At 72.8% G+C, this 19474-nt stretch carries 19 protein-coding genes and 1 pseudogene; 15 read left to right on the forward strand and 5 right to left on the reverse strand.

Annotated elements, in window-relative coordinates:
• The first annotated feature begins 11 nt into the window (after positions 1–11).
• The 4 genes from ACFY5B_RS20160 to ACFY5B_RS20175 all read left to right on the forward strand — a co-directional run bounded on the left by ACFY5B_RS20160 (position 12) and on the right by ACFY5B_RS20175 (position 3245).
• Positions 12–977: a glycoside hydrolase family 6 protein gene (locus ACFY5B_RS20160; protein ID WP_389971010.1), complete on the forward strand. Its 966-nt coding sequence runs from the start codon at positions 12–14 to the stop codon at positions 975–977.
• A gap of 223 nt (positions 978–1200) precedes the next feature.
• Complete coding sequence (dhaK, locus tag ACFY5B_RS20165) at positions 1201–2193, forward strand: dihydroxyacetone kinase subunit DhaK (protein WP_389971013.1); 993 nt, start codon at positions 1201–1203, stop codon at positions 2191–2193.
• A gap of 49 nt (positions 2194–2242) precedes the next feature.
• Entirely contained in the window at positions 2243–2842 is a 600-nt protein-coding gene (gene dhaL / locus ACFY5B_RS20170; RefSeq protein WP_362243899.1) for a dihydroxyacetone kinase subunit DhaL, read from the forward strand.
• A complete protein-coding gene (locus ACFY5B_RS20175) occupies positions 2835–3245 on the forward strand; it encodes a PTS-dependent dihydroxyacetone kinase phosphotransferase subunit DhaM (protein WP_389971016.1) in 411 nt (136 codons plus the stop codon). Before dhaL ends, ACFY5B_RS20175 begins: the two co-directional genes overlap by 8 nt.
• A gap of 180 nt (positions 3246–3425) precedes the next feature.
• Here the strand turns inward: ACFY5B_RS20175 and ACFY5B_RS20180 are convergent, their stop codons facing one another.
• Positions 3426–4124: a glycoside hydrolase family 75 protein gene (locus ACFY5B_RS20180; protein WP_389971019.1), complete on the reverse strand. Its 699-nt coding sequence runs from the start codon at positions 4122–4124 to the stop codon at positions 3426–3428.
• A gap of 419 nt (positions 4125–4543) precedes the next feature.
• Between ACFY5B_RS20180 and ACFY5B_RS20185 the strand changes: the two genes are divergently transcribed.
• A complete protein-coding gene (locus ACFY5B_RS20185; RefSeq protein ID WP_389971022.1) occupies positions 4544–5524 on the forward strand; it encodes a fibronectin type III domain-containing protein in 981 nt (326 codons plus the stop codon).
• Positions 5525–5693: 169 nt separating this feature from the next.
• A complete protein-coding gene (locus ACFY5B_RS20190) occupies positions 5694–6233 on the forward strand; it encodes a hypothetical protein (protein WP_389971025.1) in 540 nt (179 codons plus the stop codon).
• 102 nt (positions 6234–6335) lie between these two features.
• Here ACFY5B_RS20190 and ACFY5B_RS20195 read toward each other — a convergent pair whose 3' ends face one another.
• The 3 genes from ACFY5B_RS20195 to ACFY5B_RS20205 form a co-directional block, all read right to left on the reverse strand.
• The gene (locus ACFY5B_RS20195) at positions 6336–6887 is read right to left on the reverse strand and encodes a PadR family transcriptional regulator (protein WP_389971028.1); all 552 of its coding nucleotides are present in this window, start codon (positions 6885–6887) and stop codon (positions 6336–6338) included.
• Between the two features lie 28 nt (positions 6888–6915).
• The gene (locus ACFY5B_RS20200) at positions 6916–8931 is read right to left on the reverse strand and encodes an FAD-dependent oxidoreductase (protein ID WP_389971031.1); all 2016 of its coding nucleotides are present in this window, start codon (positions 8929–8931) and stop codon (positions 6916–6918) included.
• A 221-nt stretch (positions 8932–9152) separates the two neighbouring features.
• Positions 9153–9521 (reverse strand): hypothetical protein, encoded by a 369-nt coding sequence (locus ACFY5B_RS20205; protein WP_344455308.1) that lies wholly within the window; start codon positions 9519–9521, stop codon positions 9153–9155.
• A 250-nt stretch (positions 9522–9771) separates the two neighbouring features.
• Between ACFY5B_RS20205 and ACFY5B_RS20210 the strand changes: the two genes are divergently transcribed.
• Positions 9772–11850 (forward strand): SpoIIE family protein phosphatase, encoded by a 2079-nt coding sequence (locus ACFY5B_RS20210; protein ID WP_389971034.1) that lies wholly within the window; start codon positions 9772–9774, stop codon positions 11848–11850.
• A 226-nt stretch (positions 11851–12076) separates the two neighbouring features.
• Here ACFY5B_RS20210 and ACFY5B_RS20215 read toward each other — a convergent pair whose 3' ends face one another.
• On the reverse strand, positions 12077–12880 hold the full coding sequence (locus tag ACFY5B_RS20215; RefSeq protein ID WP_389971037.1) for a putative protein N(5)-glutamine methyltransferase: 804 nt from the start codon (positions 12878–12880) through the stop codon (positions 12077–12079).
• A gap of 270 nt (positions 12881–13150) precedes the next feature.
• Here ACFY5B_RS20215 and ACFY5B_RS20220 point away from each other — a divergent pair, with 270 nt between their 5' ends.
• From ACFY5B_RS20220 to ACFY5B_RS20255, 8 genes and pseudogenes are all read left to right on the forward strand, one after another.
• Entirely contained in the window at positions 13151–13588 is a 438-nt protein-coding gene (locus ACFY5B_RS20220) for a MarR family winged helix-turn-helix transcriptional regulator (protein ID WP_389971040.1), read from the forward strand.
• 88 nt (positions 13589–13676) lie between these two features.
• Positions 13677–14282, forward strand: a complete 606-nt coding sequence (locus ACFY5B_RS20225; protein ID WP_389971043.1) for a sulfite oxidase-like oxidoreductase — start codon at positions 13677–13679, stop codon at positions 14280–14282.
• Positions 14275–15030 carry a ferredoxin reductase gene (locus ACFY5B_RS20230; RefSeq protein WP_389971046.1) on the forward strand — a complete coding sequence of 252 codons (756 nt, stop codon included), beginning with the start codon at positions 14275–14277 and terminating at the stop codon, positions 15028–15030. The genes ACFY5B_RS20225 and ACFY5B_RS20230 overlap by 8 nt, the downstream gene beginning before the upstream one ends.
• A gap of 97 nt (positions 15031–15127) precedes the next feature.
• Positions 15128–15709: a hypothetical protein gene (locus ACFY5B_RS20235; RefSeq protein ID WP_389971049.1), complete on the forward strand. Its 582-nt coding sequence runs from the start codon at positions 15128–15130 to the stop codon at positions 15707–15709.
• A gap of 113 nt (positions 15710–15822) precedes the next feature.
• Positions 15823–16791 carry an acetylxylan esterase gene (locus tag ACFY5B_RS20240; RefSeq protein WP_389971051.1) on the forward strand — a complete coding sequence of 323 codons (969 nt, stop codon included), beginning with the start codon at positions 15823–15825 and terminating at the stop codon, positions 16789–16791.
• Between the two features lie 111 nt (positions 16792–16902).
• The gene (locus ACFY5B_RS20245; RefSeq protein WP_389971053.1) at positions 16903–18069 is read left to right on the forward strand and encodes a serine hydrolase domain-containing protein; all 1167 of its coding nucleotides are present in this window, start codon (positions 16903–16905) and stop codon (positions 18067–18069) included.
• Positions 18070–18221: 152 nt separating this feature from the next.
• Positions 18222–18598 (forward strand): annotated as a pseudogene (locus tag ACFY5B_RS20250) (hypothetical protein); the annotation flags it as partial.
• A 53-nt stretch (positions 18599–18651) separates the two neighbouring features.
• Positions 18652–19473: an alpha/beta fold hydrolase gene (locus tag ACFY5B_RS20255; protein ID WP_389971055.1), complete on the forward strand. Its 822-nt coding sequence runs from the start codon at positions 18652–18654 to the stop codon at positions 19471–19473.
• Position 19474: the final 1 nt, after the last annotated feature.

A 19474-nucleotide genomic window follows, 5' to 3' on the forward strand; every position in this document is an offset into this window, starting at 1 on the left:
AGGTACCCGTCATGCGCCGCAGACTCCTCGCCCTGGTGGCAGCGCTCTCCTCACTGCCGCTGGCGCTCGCCGCCGCCCCGACCGCTCACGCGGCCGACCCGACGACCATGACCAACGGGTTCTACGTGGACCCCGACTCCAGCGCGAAACGGTGGGTCGCCGCCAACCCCGGCGACGGCCGGGCCTCCGCGATCAACGCGTCCATCGCCAATACCCCGACGGCCCGCTGGTTCGGCTCCTGGAGCGGCAGCATCGGGACCGCCACCGGCGCGTACGCGGGCGCCGCGGACGCCCGGGACAAGCTGCCCCTCCTCGTGGCCTACAACATCTACAACCGTGACTACTGCGGCGGACACTCCGCGGGCGGAGCCTCGTCGCCGTCCGCCTACGCGAACTGGATCGCCCAGTTCGCGGGCGGGATCGCCGCCCGCCCGGCCGTCGTCGTCCTCGAACCGGACTCCCTCGGGGACTACGGCTGCATGAACCAGGCGCAGATCGACGAACGCGAGCGCATGCTGACCGGTGCGCTCACCGAGTTCAACCGCCGAGCCCCCAACACCTGGGTCTACCTCGACGCCGGCAACCCGGCCTGGGCGAGCGCGGCGACCATGGCCCGGCGTCTGCACGAAGCCGGCGTCCGGCAGGCACACGGTTTTTCGCTCAACGTCTCCAACTACCTCACCACGGGCGAGAACACCGCGTACGCCGACGCCGTCAACAGGGAACTCAGCACCCGGTACGGCTACACCAAGCCGTTCGTCGTGGACACCAGCCGCAACGGCAACGGCTCGAACGGCCAGTGGTGCAACCCGTCAGGCCGCCGTATCGGCACTCCCACCCGGCTGGGCGGGGGCGCCGAGATGCTCTTGTGGATCAAGGTTCCCGGCGAGTCCGACGGCAACTGCGGCGTGGGAGGCGGCTCCTCGGCCGGGCAGTTCCTCCCCGAGGTCGCCTACAAGATGATCTACGGCTACTGATCCCACATCGGTTCGGGTCCTTCCTGCGTTCTGTGCCTGGCCGATCCGACACCAGGACCGAGGCCGTCCGCGTCCTTCACAGGCGCGGTCGACCTCGGCCCGCAGGGTGTTGCGGTCCGAGACGACCGTTACGAGAAGCCAAGATCGACAACTGGTCAAACGTGATGTGAGCTGCGAAGCTGGAGTTCGAGGGCTCATCTACTAGGTTGTCTAGGAGGTACCCGTGAAGATGCTGATCAACGTCCCGGAGAACGTGGTCGCGGATGCGCTGCGCGGTCTGGCGGCTGCCCACCCGGAGCTGACCGTGGACGTGGAGAACCGGGTGATCGTGCGGCGGGACGCTCCTGTCGCCGGACAGGTGGGGCTGGTCTCGGGCGGGGGCTCGGGGCACGAGCCGTTGCACGGCGGTTTCGTGGGCCCCGGCATGCTGTCGGCGGCCTGTCCGGGCGAGGTCTTCACCTCCCCCGTGCCCGACCAGATGCTGCGCGCGGCGGCCGCCGTGGACAGCGGCGCCGGCGTGCTGTTCATCGTGAAGAACTACACCGGTGACGTGCTCAACTTCGACATGGCCGCCGAGATGGCCGAGGACGAGGGCATCCGGGTCGCGAAGGTGCTGGTGAACGACGACGTGGCGGTGACCGACAGCCTGTACACGGCAGGCCGGCGCGGGACCGGCGCGACCCTGTTCGTGGAGAAGATCGCGGGAGCCGCCGCAGCCGAGGGCATGCCCCTGGAGCGGGTCGAGGCCATCGCCCGGCAGGTGAACGAGAGCTCCCGCAGCTTCGGGATCGCGCTGAGCGCCTGCAGCACCCCGGCCAAGGGCAGCCCCACCTTCGATCTGCCGCCCGGCGAGCTGGAGTTGGGCATCGGCATCCACGGCGAACCGGGCCGGGAGCGGCGCGCCATGATGACCTCCGGCGAGATCGCCGAGGCGGCCGTCGAGGCGGTGGTGGAGGACCTGCAGCCGCGCAATCCGGTGCTGGTCCTGGTCAACGGCATGGGCGCGACACCGCTGCTGGAGCTGTACGGCTTCAACGCCGAGGTGCACCGGGTGCTCGCCCAGCGCGGCGTCCCCGTGGCCCGTGTCCTCGTGGGCAACTACGTCACCTCCCTGGACATGGCGGGCGCCTCGCTCACCCTGTGCCAGGTCGACGAGGAGCTGCTGCGGCTGTACGACGCGCCGGTCAAGACCCCGGGCCTGCGCTGGGGCGTGTGACCCACAGGGGGTAGAGGATCACCACGTACCTACCAGGCAAGGAGATCCAGTGCTCGACGCCGATTTCTTCCGCCGTTGGATGACGGCGACCGCCGCGTCCGTCGACCGCGAGGCGGAGCGGCTCACCGCCCTCGACTCCCCCATCGGGGACGCCGACCACGGCAGCAACCTCCAGCGCGGGTTCACGGCCGTCGTGACCGTCCTGGAGAAGGAGGCCCCCGGCACACCCGGCGGGGTCCTGACCCTGGCCGGACGCCAGCTGATCTCGACGGTCGGCGGCGCGTCGGGCCCGCTGTACGGGACGCTGCTGCGCCGTACCGGCAAGGCGCTGGGCGATGCCGAAGAGGTCAGTGCGGAGCAGCTCGCCGAGGCCTTGCGGGCGGGGGTGGACGCGGTCATGACCCTCGGCGGCGCGGCCCCGGGCGACAAGACCATGATCGACGCCCTGGTGCCCGCGGTGGACGCGCTCGGCGACTCGTTCGCCGCGGCCCGGACCGCCGCGGAGGAAGGCGCGGTGGCGACGACGCCCCTGCAGGCGCGCAAGGGCCGGGCGAGCTATGTGGGCGAGCGCAGCATCGGCCACCAGGACCCGGGCGCCACGTCGTCGGCGCTGCTGATCGCCGGACTCGCGGAGGCCGCCGGTGAGTGACGAGCAGCTGGTGGGAATCGTGCTGGTGTCGCACAGCGCGGAGGTGGCCGCGTCGGTCGCGGAGCTGGCGAAGGGGCTCGCGGGCGGTGGCCCGGTGGTGCCCGTCGCTCCGGCGGGCGGCACCGAGGGCGGCGGGCTCGGCACCAGCTCCGAACTGATCGCCGCGGCGGCCGCGTCCGTCGATCGCGGTGCCGGAGTCGCCGTCCTGACCGACCTGGGCAGCGCGGTGCTCACGGTGAAGGCACTGCTGGCGGAGGGCGACGAACTCCCCGAGTCGACACGCCTGGTGGACGCCCCCTTCGTGGAGGGGGCCGTGGCCGCGGTCGTCACGGCGTCCACCGGGGCGGACCTGGCGGCGGTGGAGGCGGCCGCCACGGAGGCGTACACCTACCGGAAGGTCTGAGCGCCGCCTGCGGCCGGGCACGCCGAAGCGGCGGTGTGCCCGGCCGCAGTCGTGCCGGTGAGCGGCCGTCAGCCGCTCAGTCCCCCGCCCGTCCGGCTTCCCGTTGGAACCGCGGTGCCGTCAGCCGCTCAGTCCCCCGCCCGTCCGGCTTCCCGTTGGAACCGCGGTGCCGTCAGCCGCTCAGTCCCCGTCCGTCCGGCTTCCGGTCGCGAACCGCTTCGCCACCCGCTCCCCCTCCGCCACGGCGGCGGCGTGGTCCTCGATGGGCGACACCCTGGTGTTCTTGAAGACGATGTAGGTGACGCCGGAGGGTGCGCCGCCACCGTGCGGGTCGGCGCGGATGCCGAGGGCCTTGGCAGTCGCGTAGGACGCCTCCCCGATGATGCCCTGCGGGCCGGCGTCGCCGACGACCGCGTACCGCACGCGGTCGCGGTACACGACGGCCACCACCGAACCGCCGCCGATGCCGTGGTCCCGGTAGTCCCAGCGGCGGCTCGGCGCGGGTACGACGATGAAGGGCAGGCGTTCGGCGCTCAACGGGCGGCCGTCGGACTGGGGGTAGGCCGTGCTCGCGGCGAAGTACGGGTCGGTGCGGACGTTGCAGCGGGGTCCGGGCCGGCCGTCGCAGTCGATGTCCATGTCGGCCTTCCAGAACACGACGTCGCGGGTGCCGCAGACGGGGATGTTCGCGGGTGCGCCGTTGTCACTGCGGTAGCGGCCCCGGGAGACGGGAGTGCAGTCGCGCACCTCGGCGAGCAGCTCGGAGGCGCTCACGGTGCTCTCGCGCCATACCGCGGGCTGCGGGTGGGCGGCGGGAGGTATCGTCGGGGCGAGCAGGGCGGCGCTGGCCGCGGCCAGGGTGAGCGACTGGACACGCACGATACGGGGCCTCTCATGGGGGACCTGACGGGCACTCAGCCCAATCTGTTCCCGCGACGATCACCCGGCCACCGATGAGGGGCCGTACGGCTCACGTCCTCAACCCCCGACAGGCGCCGGGCGCCTGAGCCCGAGTAAGACTCCGGCAGCCCGGCCACCCGGGCCGGCACAGGTTCTGTGACGACGGCGGGTCCGCGCGACAGGGCCGAACTCCTGCCCGTTGGGCCCGAGTTCGACCGCGAGGTCTCAGCATGCGTGAGGATCCCGGGTGGTCACGCACGGCCCGGCGTGCACCCCTCCCGGCCGGACCGTCCCTGTTCGACCGGACGCCCCTCTTGATGCGGTCCCGTCAACAGGGTCATATTGGTCCGGACCATTGCCGTCCACCGGCCGGCCGACCACCCCATGGAGGCAGTGTCGTGCGAGGACGTTCCGCTCCCTCACCCCTTCTCCGCCGCCTGGCGCTGTGCGGAACCCTCGCGCTGGTCGCCTCCTGCGGCCCGGCCGGTGCGGAAGAGGGGGACGGCGGACGTGTGCCCGGTGCGCCGACGGGTGTCACCGCCGCGGCGGGCAGCGCGACGAGCGTGCACGTCATGTGGAACACGACCGATCGGGCCGATGTCTACGAGGTGTATCGGGGCACCACGAAGGTCGAGGAAGTGCCGGGTTCGCAGCACATGGTGGATGTCACCGGGCTCCGGCCCTCCATGCTGTACGTCTTCTCCGTACGGGCGCGGGGCTCCGACGGACGGCTAGGGCCGCCCAGCCGAAGGGTGCGGGCCAGGACGCCCGCGGCCGTGGCGGACGACCGCTCCGCGCCGACCCGCCCGTCGGCGCCCCGCGGCCGGGCGGTGGGAAGCCGGGCGGTCCGGTTGTCGTGGTCCGCCTCGACGGACGACCGGGGTGTGGTGTCGTACGACATCCACCAGGGAGGCACGAAGATCCACGGCGTGGGCGGAGGGCAGACGGCCACCGTGCTCACGGGGCTGCGGCCGGGCACGCGCTACGCGTTCACCGTCCGGGCCCGGGACGCGGCCGGGAACGTCTCCCCCGCCACACCCACCGTCCGCCTCACCACCCCGGGCACCGACGACGGCCGGGCCACCGCCCCCACCGGCTTCCGGGCGACGAGCCACCGTGCGGACGGGGCGTACCACCTGGACCTGAGCTGGGTGCCGCCCCGCGTGGACGGTGAGGTCACCGAGTACCGGATCCAGCTGGACGGCCGGCCCGCCACATCCCTCGTGTTCGGCGGCAGCCCCCCACGTGACCGGGCCACGTACAGCTTCTACGGGGGGCGGAGAGCCGGTGTCACCCACCGGGTCCGCATCAGGGCGATGCTGCCGGACGGCACCTGGGGAGGTCTCTCGGCGGAGCGGACGGTGACGACGGGGTCCTGACGTCCTCCGCGGCATCGGCCGGGCGGAGGAACCCGTCACCTGCACGGGGGCGCTCGGAGTGCGGCCGTGCCCGGGGGCGCTTTGGCTGACCCCGAGGCAGCACGGGCGCTCCCCGACCCTCGGCGGCGCAAGGATGTACCGCCGACCGTGCCGCCGGAGGGCAGTCCACATGCGCAACTCATCGTCAGTTCTCCGCTCCGGCCTGACCGTGGCAGTCGCCGCGCTGCCCCTCGCCCTGGCCGCGGTGCCCGCCGTCGCAGCCCCGGGTATCTCCGTGAGCACCACAGGGTCCACGGTGTCGGTCACGACCAGCTCGTGCACCCAGATCAGCGGCAGCTGGGGCACCGCCTCGCTCCTCACCAGCAGTCAGGGCAGCTTCGCCCAGGGCCGCCAGGTGACGCTGTCGGGGACGCCCACGAGTCAGTCCGCGGCCTGGTCGAACGTCTCCCCGGGCACGTACACGGTCATCGTCGTCTGCTCGGACGGCACCACCGCGGGCACGCAGTCCGTCGTGGTCTCCACCGCCCCCTCCCCCTCGCGGTCCGCGTCCCCCTCCGTCTCGCCGTCCCGCGGCGTCATGGGCGGGGTCGGTGGCAGCACGACGGACTACGGGACCGTCACGCTGGTGGCGGGCGGCACGCTGGTCGGGGCGGGCCTGATCGGGACGGCCTGGTACCTGCGCCGGCGCAACAAGCCGTACCGGCTCTGACCCGGTACGGACGGCGGCCCGCTCACCCGAAGCGCTCCGGGCGGACGGGCCGCCGTCATGTCGTGTCCGGGGCGGCCGGGTCGGCCGGGTCGGCCGGGTCCGTCAGGTGGGTTCGCCGTCCGGGAGGTCGGCGACGTCCGCCAGGGCGCGCTCGAGCCACCGGGTCCAGAAGGTCTCCAGGTCGATGCCGGCCCGCAGCACGAGATGCCGCAGCCGTACCTCGGCGCCGTCCCGGCCGGGCGGGAAGTCGCGCTTCTCGATCTCCTCGTACTCCGCCAGCTGCCGCTCGTGCAGCTCCAGATGGCGCCGCAGATCGGCTTCCAGGCCCGCCGTGCCGACCACGGCCGCCGCCCTGAGCCGCAGCAGCAGCGCGTCGCGGTGCGGCTTGGGGTCCTGGGAGGCGGAGGTCCAGCGGGCCAGCTCGGCGCGGCCCGCGGGCAGGACCTCGTAACTCTTCTTCTGCCCGCGGGCCGGCTGTTCGGACGGCAGGGCCCTGATGAGGCCGTCGGCCTCCAGTTTCCCGAGCTCGCGATAGATCTGCTGGTGCGTCGCCGACCAGAAGTAGCCGATCGACCGGTCGAAGCGGCGGGTCAGCTCCAGGCCCGACGACGGCTTCTCGAGCAGGGCGGTCAGGATCGCGTGCGGGAGTGACATGGCCTCATCCTAGGGACGCGTATCCGCACTACAGGGCGGCCGCCAGCTCCGTGCCCTGCTTGATGGCGCGCTTGGCGTCGAGCTCGGCGGCCACGTCGGCGCCGCCGATGAGGTGGGTGCTGCGCCCGGCGGCGAGCAGCTCCTCGTACAGCCCGCGGCGCGGCTCCTGGCCCGTGCACAGCACGATCGTGTCGACCTCCAGGACCGTGCTCTCCTCGCCGACGGTGATGTGCAGTCCGGCGTCGTCGATCCGGTCGTAGCGCACGCCCGGGACCATGGTGACGCCCCGGTGCTTGAGCTCGGTGCGGTGGATCCAGCCGGTGGTCTTGCCCAGGCCGGCGCCGACCTTGGAGGTCTTGCGCTGGAGCAGGTGGACGGTGCGTGACGGGGCGGGCCGCTCGGGCGCGGCGAGGCCTCCGGGGCCGCTGTAGTCCATGTCGACGCCCCACTGCCTGAAGTACGTCGCCGGGTCCTCGTGGGCCTTGTCGCCGCCGTCGGTGAGGAACTCGGCGACGTCGAAGCCGATGCCGCCCGCACCGAGGATCGCGACCCGGTCGCCGACCGGGGCACCGTCGCGCAGGACGTCGAGGTACCCGACCACGCTCGGGTGGTCGACGCCGGGGATCTCCGGGGTGCGGGGTGTGACGCCGGTGGCGACGACGACCTCGTCGAAGCCGTCGACGTCCGTGACCGTGACGGGCGTGTTCAGGCGGATGTCGACGCCGTGCCAGTCGAGCTGGGTGCGGAAGTAGCGGAGCGTCTCGTCGAACTCCTGCTTGCCCGGGACCTTGCGGGCGACGTTGAGCTGGCCGCCGATCTCGCTCGCCGCGTCGAACAGCGTGACGTCGTGCCCGCGTTCGGCGGCGGAGACCGCACAGGCGAGACCGGCCGGGCCGGCGCCGACGACCGCGACGCGCTTGCGCAACCGGGTCGGGGAGAGCACCAGTTCGGTCTCGTGGCACGCGCGCGGGTTGACCAGGCAGGACGTGATCAGGCCGCTGAAGGTGTGGTCGAGGCAGGCCTGGTTGCAGCCGATGCAGGTGTTGATCGCCTCGGGGCGGCCGGCGGCGGCCTTGGTGACGAAGTCGGGGTCGGCGAGCATCGGGCGGGCCATCGACACCATGTCGGCCGCGCCCTCGGCGAGCAGTTCCTCGGCGAGTTCGGGGGTGTTGATGCGGTTGGTGGTGACGAGCGGGACGGACACCTCGCCCATGAGCCGCTTGGTCACCCAGGTGTACGCGCCGCGCGGCACGGAGGTCGCGATGGTGGGGATGCGGGCCTCGTGCCAGCCGATGCCGGTGTTGATGATCGTCGCCCCGGCGGCCTCGACGGCCTTGGCGAGGGTGATGACCTCGTCGAGCGTGGAGCCGCCCGGGACCAGATCGAGCATGGAGAGCCGGTAGATGACGATGAAGTCCTCGCCGACGGCCTCGCGCACCCGGCGCACGATCTCCAGCGGGAAGCGCGTGCGGTTCTCGTAGGAGCCGCCCCATCCGTCGGTGCGGTGGTTGGTCTGCTGCGCGATGAACTCGTTGATGAGGTAGCCCTCGGAGCCCATGATCTCGACACCGTCGTAGCCGGCCTGCCGGGCGAGGCGGGCGGCGCGGGCGTAGTCGTCGATGGTCCGCTCGATGTCGGCGTCGGTGAGCTCGCGGGGCGGGAAGGGGCTGATCGGTGCCTGGACGGGGCTCGGGGCGACGAGGTCCTTGTGGTAGGCGTACCGGCCGAAGTGCAGGATCTGCATCGCGATCCGCCCGCCCTCGCGGTGCACGGCGTCCGTGATGACCCGGTGCTGCTCGGCCTCCTCCTCGGTGGTGAGCTTGGCGCCGCCCTCGTAGGGCCGGCCCTCGTCGTTCGGGGCGATGCCGCCGGTGACGATCAGGCCCACTCCCCCGCGGGCGCGGGCGGCGTAGAAGGCGGCCATGCGCGCGAAGCCGCCCTCGGCCTCCTCCAGGCCGACGTGCATGGAGCCCATGAGGACCCGGTTGGGCAGGGTCGTGAAGCCCAGGTCGAGGGGGGTCAGCAGGTGCGGGTAACGGCTCATCGGGCCCTCCGTGCGCGGTGTCGTGCCTGTAGTTGTAGAGGACTACCGACGGTTTATGCAACTAGTTGCATAAGGTGATGGAGGGCACAGTGGGGCCATGGCCAGGGACCTCGGGCACGGCGTGGACGAACCGGTGCGCCTGACTGACCCGCCCGTGGGCGCATGGCGTCTACGGCGGGCGTTCCTCGGCCTGCTCGCGGGGGTGAGGAGTCAGGAGGCGGTCAGCGGCTCTGCAGACGCACGTGCAGTTCCTTCTCCTGGTCGCCGGAGACCGTGCTGAGATCGTGCACGTCGAACAGCGCGTCCAGGGTCGTGCGGAACCGTTCGATCGCCCAGTAACCGCCGTGCAGGTCGGCCTCGACGGAGGACGACAGGTGAACCGGCCGCGCGCCCTCGTGCTCGTCGGCTACGTCGAAGGTGCCGAGCCACACGGTCGGGCGGGTCTCGTGCAGTTCCTCGGGCACGTCGTCGGCGCACCGGTCGGACTCGAAGCAGGAGCACAGTGCGTCGAACACGATCCGGGCGTCGTGCTTGCTGCACCCGCTGATCTCCACCGAGACGGAGTGGGGGTGCGGTCGCTCGTGGTCCATCGCCATCGTGATCGCTCCTCTCGAGGCCACCGGCTGCCGTGTCCCGCCCCTACCCCAGCAAAGCACCACCTTCCGGCGAGCACTACCGGCGGTGCGGTTCTCCGGGTGCCGGTTTTGCGGGGCGGTCCGCGCCGGGTTGGGAGATGGTGGAAGGTGACGGAAGGGGCCTTCGGGAACGGCTCCGCGCGGTAGAACATGGGGTGTCGGCACACGACGGCGTGCCGCGAGGACGGCGAAGGCGGGGCGTGGGATGAGTGCAGCCGGGTCTCCCGAATCCGCGGGCGAGGGTCCGGTGCGCGGATCGGCCCGCCCCAGCGGGCTGCTGGACGTGCTGCGCGTGGCCTCGGTGGTCCTGGACGCCGAGGGCCGCATCGTGCTGTGGAGCCCGCAGGCCGAGGAGCTGTTCGGGTACGACGCCCATGAGGCGCTCGGGCAGTACGCCGCCCGGATCATGGTTCACGAAGAGCACGTCGACCTCGTGGTCAAGTTGTTCGCCGACGTCATGGGCACCGGTCAGAGCTGGGCGGGAGCCTTCCCGATCCGCCGCAAGGACGGCGGCACCCGGCTCGTGGAGTTCCGCAACATGCGGCTGCTGGACGACCAGGGCGACGTCTACGCGCTGGGGCTGTGCGCCGACCAGCGGACCGTGCGCCGTCTGGAACGCGAGGTGGCGCTGTCGACGCGGATGATCGCGCAGTCCCCGATCGGGCTGGCCGTGCTGGACACCGAGCTGCGGTACGTCTCGGTGAACAAGGCGCTGGAGGAGATCAACGGCGTACCGGTCGAGGAGCACCTGGGCCGCACTCCCCGCGAGGTGGTGCCCGGGATGGACGTGGACGCCCTGGAGACCGCGACGCGCCGGGTGCTGGAGACGGGCACGCCGGTCGTCGACCAGTCCACGATCGGCCGCACTCCGGCCGATCCGTACCAGGACCACGCCTGGTCGATCTCGCTGTACCGGCTGGAGAACGCCTTCGGGACCGTGCTGGGTGTGGCCGTCTCGATCGTCGACGTCACCGAGCAGTACCGGGCGGGCATCGAGGCCGAGGCGGCGCGCCGGCGCCTGGCCCTGATCGCCGACGCCTCGGGCCGGATCGGCACCACGCTGGACCTGGACCGCACGGCCCGCGAGCTGGCCGACGTGGCCGTGCCGGAGCTCGCGGACATCGCGGCCGTCGACCTGCTGGACGCGGTGGTGCAGGGGCGGCGCACCAGCCTGGGCCCCGCCGAGTCGGCCGTGATCCGCGCGCTGGCGGTCCAGGGGTACGACTCCGCGGAGGCACTGGAGGCGGCCGACCCTCCCGGGCAGGTCGCCCGGTACGCACCCGACCGGCTCGTCACCCGGTGCGTGCGCACGGCGAGCCCCGTGATGCTGCCGGAGGTCAAGGACGAGGACCTGGTGCACATCGCCCGTTCCCCGGAGGCGGCCGAGCTGCTGGGCCGGGCCGGGGTGCACTCGTACCTGGCCGTGCCGCTGATCGCGCGCGGCGAGGTGCTGGGAGCCCTGGACCTCAAGCGCACCCGCAATCCGCTGCCGTTCAGCGAGGACGACCTGCTGCTGGCGCGCGAGCTGGCCGCCCGGGCCGCCGTGCAGATCGACAACGCCCGCTGGTACCAGAGCGCCCGGGAGACCGCGCTCACCCTGCAGCGCAGCCTGCTGCCCAGCCATCCGCCGATGACGGGCGGGCTGGAGGTCGCCTCCCGCTACCAGCCGGCGGGGGCCACGAGCGAGGTGGGCGGCGACTGGTTCGACGTGATCCCGCTGGACGGCGGCCGGACGGCGCTCGTCGTGGGCGATGTGATGGGCAGCGGCATCCCCGCGGCGGCGGCGATGGGGCGGCTGCGCACGGCGACCCACACCCTCACCTCTCTCGGCCTCGATCCGAACGTGCTCCTGGAACACCTCGACAAGATCACCGCGGGTCTCGAACAGGCCATCGCCACCTGTGTCTACGCCGTCCACGACCCGCATCTGCGGCAGTGCCGGATCGCCAACGCCGGGCACCTGCCGCCGGTGCGGGTCCGGGCCGGGCGGCCGCCGGAGCTGCTCGGCCTGCCGACCGGGGTGCCGCTCGGGGTGGGTGGTGTCGCCTTCTCCACGACCACCGTCGAACTCGAGCCCGGCGACCGGCTGGTGTTCTACACCGACGGTCTCGTCGAGACCCGGCGCGACCCGATCGACGAACGGCTCGAGACACTGCTGTCCCTGCTCGACGGGCCCGACCTGCCGCTGGAGGACGTCTGCGACCTGCTGCTTCGCACGCTGCACGAGCCGGACAACTTCGACGACGTGGCCCTGCTCATCGCGCGGGCGACCGCACCGGAGTGAGAGGTCCTAGGTGTGCCCTAGGTCGTGTCCGCAAAGTCCCGGCGTCCGCCCGGAGGGCGGGACCCGCGGCGTCTGGTGCGTGCTCTCGGCGTGCCGGGCGGAATCCCTCGTACTGGATATGTACTCGGGGCTTCGTCCGGTGCGGCGAGTGGGGGTACCCCCTGCTCGAAGAGCTTGGGGGAGCGTGCCAGGCGTCGTGGGGCAGGCGGGACTTCGCGGACTCGGCCTACGGCCTGACGCCGATCACCACGTGGGCGTACAGCTCCTCCGACACGGCCAGGTGCGTCGTGAGGCCGTTGCGCTCGAAGGCCTCGACGGCGGCCGGTGCCTGGTTCCGGCTCGTCTCCACCAGGACGCAGCCCCCGGGGGCGAGCCAGTGGGGCGCCTCCGCGGCGACCCGGCGCAGGACGTCGAGGCCGTCCGTGCCACCGTCGAGGGCGACCAGCGGCTCATGGTCCCGGGCTTCCGGCGGCAGCAGTCCGATCTCGTCGCTCGGCACGTACGGCACATTGGCCGCGAGAATGCCGACGCGGCCCCGCAGCGCGCGGGGCAGCGCCTCGAACAGGTCGCCCCGGTGGACATGGCCGCCGAGGGCGGCGATGTTGCCGCGGGCGCATCGCACGGCGGCCGGGTCGATGTCGGCGGCGTGCAGTTCGACGCGGCCGAGCGCGGCGGCCAGCGCGGCTCCCACGGCGCCCGAGCCGCAGCACAGGTCCACGACGACGGCGGCACCGGACGCCCGCTCCAAGGCCTGCTCCACCAGGAACTCGGTACGTCGGCGCGGCACGAAGACGCCCGGGCCGACGGCGATGCGCAGGCCCCGGAACCCGGCCCAGCCGACGACGAGTTCGAGCGGCAGGCCCGCGACGCGACGCTCGACCATGGCGGCGGCCTCGGCCGGGGTGCGGGCGGCGGAGAGGATCAACTCGGCCTCGTCCTCGGCGAAGACACAGCCCGCGGCGCGCAGGGCGAGGACGACGCAGTCACGGGAAGGCGGTGCGGAAGGGGGGACAGCGGACACAGACGGCATGGAAGCCCAGAGCCTTTCGGGAACCGAAGGGCGCTCCGGCGATCGCCTACGACCGGCGATCCGCGCGACATCGAGAGGAGAGCACCCGAGCTGACACAGCGGTAATGGGTCTCACCTCCTCGGCTTCCGACGGCCGGGTCCTGACCGGCCGGACGGCAACCCTACCCGACGGGCCGCCCGACGACACGGCGTTCACGACGGCGCCGGGCCGGGTGGTTGGGTCGTGCAACCATGGAAGAAGCCGAGCAGCACCGTGGTGAGGGAGGGCCCGTGCACACCGCAGACGCCGTGGAGACCATCCAGCGGGAGATGACGGTCTTCGCCCGCCGGGCCAGGGCCGCGGCGGGCCGGATGCACCCCGAGCTGTCGCTGGTGTCGTACACGCTGCTCGGGCATCTGGAGGAGAGCGGTGGGTGCCGGGCCACGGATCTGGCCGTCCACTACGCGCTGGACAAGTCCACCGTCAGCCGGCAGGTGGCGGGGCTGGAGCGTGCCGGACTCATCGAGCGCCGCCCCGACACGGCGGACCAGCGCGTCCAGGTGCTCCACCTGACCGGGGCCGGGCGGCACATCCTGGCCCAGGTCACCGAGAGCCGCCGAGCGGCCTTCCGGGAGCGTCTGGCCGACTGGCCCGCGGAGGACCTGAGCCGGTTCGCGGACTACCTCGTGCGGTACAACGCGTCGCCCGGTCCCGGTCGGCAGGACTAGGGCACCCTGCACGTACGGTTGATACGCAAACACTGAGCACACCGGGTCCGGCGGGGCGCCGCCGGACCGGCCCGGAGGCACCACCGCAATGCACATCACCCGAGGCTTCACCGGACGCCCACGCGTCGCCGACCCCGGACTGCCGCCCGGCCAGTACGACGCGGGCGACGACTGGCCCGTGCTGTCGGCCGAGGTCACTCCCGAGCTGGCGGCCGCCGACTGGACCTTTCGCGTCGACGGGCTGGTGGCCGAGCCCCGCACCTGGGACTGGGAGGCGGCGCACCGGCTTCCGCCGTCGGCGTACGAGGGTGCCATTCACTGCGTGACGAGCTGGTCGAAGTTCGGGGTGCGGTTCGCGGGTGTGTCCCTGGACGCGTTCCTGGACGTGGTCCGGCCCCATGAGTCGGCCACCCATGCCGTCGCCTACTCGCACACCGGCTACACCGCCAACCTCCCGCTCGCCGACCTGACCGGCGGGCGCGCCTGGATCGCCTGGGAGTACGAGGGGCAGCCGCTCGCCCCCGAGCACGGCGGCCCGGCCCGGCTGCTGGTGCCGCACCTGTACTTCTGGAAGAGCGCCAAGTGGATCGCGGGTCTGCGGATCCTCGACCACGACGAGCCGGGCTTCTGGGAGAGCAACGGGTATCACGAGCGGGGCAACCCCTGGGAGGAACAGAGGTACTCCGGTGACTGAGACCTTCGTGCCGCCCACGCGGTTCGCCGTGCCCGGGCGCATCGCCGTGCACGAGCAGGCCGCATCCGAGTGGCAGACCGCCACTCTCGTCGAGATCCGGCGCGAGACCCCACGGGTGTCCACCTTCCGTCTCGCCGTGCCGGGCTGGCCGGGGCATCTGCCCGGCCAGCACCTGATGGTGCGGCTGACCGCCGAGGACGGCTACGCCGCCCAGCGGCACTACTCGATCGCGTCCGCGCCGGACGACTCCGGGCAGGTCGAGCTGACCCTGGATCACGTCGAGGGCGGCGAGGTCTCGGGATGGTTCCACACCGTCGCCCGGCCCGGCGACCGGGTCGAGGTGCGGGGCCCCGTGAGCGGCTTCTTCGCCTGGCCCGGCGACCGCCCCGCGCTGCTGATCGGCGCGGGCTCCGGCGTCGTGCCGCTGATGTCGATGATCCGGCACCACCGGGCGCGGAACCTGACCGTGCCGCTGCGGCTGGTGGTGTCCGCGCGCAGCCCCGAGGAGCTCCTCTATGCCCGGGAGTTGGGTGCGGAGACCACCACCGTCTTCACCCGGAGCGCGCCGGAGGGTGTGGCGGTCGGACGTATGGCTGCCGCACATGTGGCGCCGCTCGTGGCCGAGCAGCCTCCCGGTGGGTGGGAGGCCTATGTGTGCGGTTCCGACTCCTTCGCCGAGCACGCCTCGCGCCTGCTGGTGACCGCAGGTCAGCCGGTGGACCGGATCCGCATCGAGCGCTTCGGCTGACCCGGTGTTTCGCCCCGCTCGCGCCGGGCACCCAGCCGGGAGCGGGCGCGCCGCACGGCCGGTCCGGCCTCCCTGCGGTGTCGGCGAGGAGGTGGGCATGCGCACCCCGATGCACGCATGGCGTCGGCGACGCAGTCCGCTGCGGCGCCGGTCGGATGTCGTCGAAGCGTGGACGGTGCTGGTGGTCGCCGTCCTCGTCCTCGTGGGCGCGCCCCTGGCCGGGGCGGCGGCCGCCCGGTGGGCCCATGGCGAGGCGCGTTCGCTGTCGGTGGAGCAGCGGGCCGAGCGGCATCGGGTCCGGGCCGAGGTGATCGGCGGGAACGACTCGCTGCCGTCGGTGCGGGCCGGCGGGCAGCACGCGTACCGGGCCACCGTGCGATGGACGGAACCGGGCGGCGCCACGCGCACCGCGACGGCCCGGGTCCCCGCGGACGCCCGGAGCGGCGACAGGGTGGACGTCTGGTTCGACCGCAAGGGGCGCAGTGCGCTGCCGCCGATGGACGAAACGGCGGTCTGGCAGCACACCCTCACCATCGGCGCCTGTGCCACGGGCGGTGCGGTGGCGGTGGTGCTCTTCGGTCACTTCCTCGTGCGACGGGTGGCGTTGCGCCGCCGGCTGGCCGAGTGGGACCGGGCGTGGGCGCGTATCGAACCGGAGTGGACGCATCGCAACGCGTGACGGCGCGGGGCCCCGGGACGTCCGAACAAACGCCTGGCCAGTCCTCCCGCCACGCACGTAATGTGATCGTTCGATCTGCCCCTGTAGCTGCTTCTCACCCAAGGCGGTCCTGCATGGCCCTGTTCGACCTTCCGCTCGACGAGCTCCGCGAGTACCGCAGCGCGGCCACCGAGCCCGAGGACTTCGACGCCTTCTGGTCCAAGACCCTCCAGGAGGCTCGCCTGCACGACCTGGACACCCGCTTCGAACCGGTCGACACGGGCCTGTCCACCGTCCAGGTCTTCGATGTGACCTTCGCCGGTTTCGGCGGCCACCCGGTCAAGGGCTGGCTGACGCTCCCGGCCGACGCGGACGGCCCGCTGCCGCTCGTGGTGGAGTTCGTCGGCTACGGCGGCGGCCGCGGGCTCCCGCACGAGCACCTGCTGTGGGCGTCCTCGGGCCGGGCGCACTTCGTGATGGACACCCGCGGGCAGGGCAGCGCCTGGGGCGGGGGCGGCGGCACGGCGGACCCCGTGGGCGGCGCGCCCGCGTACCCCGGCTTCATGACGCGCGGCATCGACGCCCCGGAGAACTACTACTACCGCCGGGTCTACACGGACGCGGTGCGTGCCGTGGAGGCGGCCCGTTCCCACCCCCTCACCGACCCGGCGCGCACGGTGGCCGTCGGTTCCAGCCAGGGCGGCGGCATCACGATCGCGGTCGGCGGCCTCGTCCCGGACCTGGCGGGCGTCGCGCCGGACGTGCCGTTCCTGTGCGACTTCCCGCGCGCGACGACGATCACGGACCGGCACCCGTACCGGGAGATCGGCCTCTATCTCAAGACCCACCGCGGCCGCACGGAGGACGCCCTGCGCACGGTGTCCTACTTCGACGGCGTCCACTTCGCCGCCCGCGGCCGGGCGCCGGCACTCTTCTCGGCCGCCCTGGAGGACCAGACCTGCCCGCCCTCGACCGTCTTCGCGGCCTTCAACGCCTGGAGCCACGAGGACAAGGCGATCGAGGTCTACGACTTCAACGACCACGAGGGCGGCGGCCCCTTCCAGCAGGCGGCCAAGCTGCGCTGGATGCGGTCGTACATCTGATCCGGCCGTTCGCCTCCGCCGGGCTTCCGCTCGGTCCGACCAGTCGGTACGTTCATCGCGCCCGGGCCGCGACGCGGCGGTCCGGGTCCGGGGCGGTCGGCGGAGGGGTTCATGTCCGAGATCGGGACAAAGGTGCACGGTCACTGCGACGCTGCGTTCACGGGGGTGCGCAGGGCGTTCGAGGAGAACTTCCGGGAGCGCGGTGAACTGGGCGCCGCGGTGGCCGTCACCGTCGGCGGCCGGACCGTGGTGGATCTGTGGGGCGGCTGGGCCGACGCGGCGCGCTCCCGGCCATGGGAGCGGGACACCCTGGTCAACGTGTGGTCCACCTCCAAGGGTCCGGTGGCCCTGTGCGCGCACCTCCTCGCCGATCGCGGACTGCTCGACCTGGACGCGCCGGTGGCCCTGTACTGGCCCGAGTTCGCCGCCGCGGGCAAGGAGAAGGTGCTCGTCCGGCATCTGCTGTCGCACCGCGCCGGTCTGGCCGGTCTGCGTGAGCCCCATTCGCTGGAGCAGCTCTGCGACTGGGAGCTCACCACACAGCGGCTCGCGGCGACCGAGCCCTGGTGGGAACCGGGCACCCGGTCCGGCTATCACGCGCTGACCTACGGCCATCTGGTCGGCGAGGTCGTACGCCGGGTGTCGGGGCTGCCACCGGGGGCCTTCCTGGCGCGGGAGGTGACCGGCCCGCTCGGCATCGACTTCCGCATCGGCCTGCCGGAGCGGGACTACGGCCGGGCGGCCGAGCTGGTCCAGCCGGCGGTCACCGCGAGCAGTGAACAGGCGGCGGTCTTCGCCCAGTTGACGCCGGCGGCCATCGCCGCGCTGACCAACCCGGCGGTGTCCGCCGCCGCGGCGAACACCCCGGAGTGGCGGGCCGCCGAGATCCCGGCGGCGAACGGGCATGGCACCGCCCGTGCGGTGGCCGCGCTGTACGGCGTCTTCGCGGGGCGCGGTGCCTACGGAGGTCACCGTCTGCTGTCCCCCGAGTCGGCCGAGCGGGTGCGCGAGGGGCAGGGCGGTTGCCGGGACCTGGTGCTCGGCGCCGGCTTCGAGCACGAGACGGAGGTGGGGCTCGGGCTCTGGCTCAGCGGCCCCGACGGCTCGTACGGACCCAACCCGCGCGCTTTCGGGCACGACGGCTTCGGCGGCTCCTGCGGGCTCGCCGACCCGGAGGCAGGGGTGTCCCTCGGCTATGTGATGAACCGGATGGGGCCACGTATCGCCAACGACCCGCGAAAGACGGCGCTGGTCGACGCCCTGTACGCCGCGCTGTGAGGGCGGGCGCGGGCGGGCCGGTTCCGGCCGAACCGCCCTGCCCCCCTTCCTGGCTGGTTCAGACCAATGCTGGATCTGGTGGCGCACCGAGCCCGCACGGCTGCAAACGTCACCCCCAGGAGGGGCGGCATGGCCCGCACCACCCCGTACGACCCCCGGCGGATCACGCCGAGGCCCTGGGTCTGGCTCCCGGCCACCCGACCCTGGTCCACCGCTATCGGTGCGCGACCGCGCCGACGGCACCGCCGCCGCGCAGCTGCGGCGGGCCTGCGACTGGATGCGCCGCGCCGGTCTCACCCTGCACCACCGCGATGCCGTCGCCCGTCTCACGAGCACTGCGTCGGTGCGGGTCACCCGGCGGGTGCACGACCGGTACGCGCGCCCGCTGGAGATCACCGACCTTCTCGTGGACGCCCAACAGGACGCACCGGTATACGAGTTCTCCCTGCCGGGCCGGGCAGCGCCGCCTGCGCCCGAAAGCCGTCGGTCACCCGTTCGGCGGACTGCCGACGCGGGTTCCCGGAGATGACGGAGATCATCGAGAGACGGCACGGCTCCCCAGGCAACCCCGAGAGGATCCCCATGACCACGTTCACGACCTCCGACGGAACCGAGCTCTACTACAAGGACTGGGGCGCGGGGCAGCCCGTGGTGTTCAGCCACGGCTGGCCCCTCAACGCGGACGCGTGGGACGGGCAGGCCCGGCTGGTCGCCGAGCACGGCTTCCGGGCGATCGCGCACGACCGCCGCGGACACGGCCGCTCGGGCCAGCCATGGCAGGGCAACCACATGGACCGGTACGCCGACGACCTGGCCGAGCTGATCGAGGCACTGGACCTCACCGATGCGGTCCTGGTGGGCCACTCGACCGGCGGCGGCGAGGTGGCCCGCTACATCGGGCGGCACGGGACGGCGCAGGTCGCCAAGGTCGTGCTGCTCGGTGCGGTGCCGCCGCTGATGCTGCGGACGGAGGCCAGTCCGGAGGGGACGCCGAAGGAGGCCTTCGACGGGATCCGCGCCGGTGTCGCGGCGGATCGCTCGCAGTTCTACTGGGAGCTGAGCGAGGCCTTCTACGGCTTCAACCGGCCCGGCGCCGCAGCGTCGGAGGGCGTGCGGCGGGCGTTCTGGATGTGGAGCATGCAGGCCGGCCTGAAGGGCGCCTACGACTGCGTCGCGCAGTTCTCGGAGACCGACTTCACGGAGGACCTGCGGCGCATCGACGTGCCGACGCTCGTCGCACACGGGGACGACGACCAGATCGTGCCGATCGCCGCCTCGGCCCACCGGACCTCCCAGCTCGTCAAGGACGCGACGCTGAAGGTGTATCCGGGCGCCCCGCACGGCCTGGTCGGCGACTTCGAGAAGGCGTTCGACGACGATCTGCTGAACTTCCTGCGCGGCTGAG

The sequence above is a fragment of the Streptomyces sp. NPDC013187 genome (assembly GCF_042899705.1).
In the GTDB taxonomy this organism is placed as follows: Bacteria; Actinomycetota; Actinomycetes; order Streptomycetales; family Streptomycetaceae; genus Streptomyces; species Streptomyces hawaiiensis_A.

Coding starts and splice junctions, on each gene's coding strand:
- ACFY5B_RS20160 (WP_389971010.1), top strand. CDS start 12: ATGCGCCGCAGACTCCTCGCCCTGGTGGCAGCGCTCTCCTCACTGCCG.
- ACFY5B_RS20190 (WP_389971025.1), top strand. CDS start 5,694: ATGCGCAACTCATCGTCAGTTCTCCGCTCCGGCCTGACCGTGGCAGTC.
- ACFY5B_RS20195 (WP_389971028.1), bottom strand. CDS start 6,887: ATGTCACTCCCGCACGCGATCCTGACCGCCCTGCTCGAGAAGCCGTCG.
- ACFY5B_RS20200 (WP_389971031.1), bottom strand. CDS start 8,931: ATGAGCCGTTACCCGCACCTGCTGACCCCCCTCGACCTGGGCTTCACG.
- ACFY5B_RS20205 (WP_344455308.1), bottom strand. CDS start 9,521: ATGGACCACGAGCGACCGCACCCCCACTCCGTCTCGGTGGAGATCAGC.
- ACFY5B_RS20210 (WP_389971034.1), top strand. CDS start 9,772: ATGAGTGCAGCCGGGTCTCCCGAATCCGCGGGCGAGGGTCCGGTGCGC.
- ACFY5B_RS20215 (WP_389971037.1), bottom strand. CDS start 12,880: ATGCCGTCTGTGTCCGCTGTCCCCCCTTCCGCACCGCCTTCCCGTGAC.
- ACFY5B_RS20225 (WP_389971043.1), top strand. CDS start 13,677: ATGCACATCACCCGAGGCTTCACCGGACGCCCACGCGTCGCCGACCCC.
- ACFY5B_RS20235 (WP_389971049.1), top strand. CDS start 15,128: ATGCGCACCCCGATGCACGCATGGCGTCGGCGACGCAGTCCGCTGCGG.
- ACFY5B_RS20240 (WP_389971051.1), top strand. CDS start 15,823: ATGGCCCTGTTCGACCTTCCGCTCGACGAGCTCCGCGAGTACCGCAGC.
- ACFY5B_RS20245 (WP_389971053.1), top strand. CDS start 16,903: ATGTCCGAGATCGGGACAAAGGTGCACGGTCACTGCGACGCTGCGTTC.
- ACFY5B_RS20255 (WP_389971055.1), top strand. CDS start 18,652: ATGACCACGTTCACGACCTCCGACGGAACCGAGCTCTACTACAAGGAC.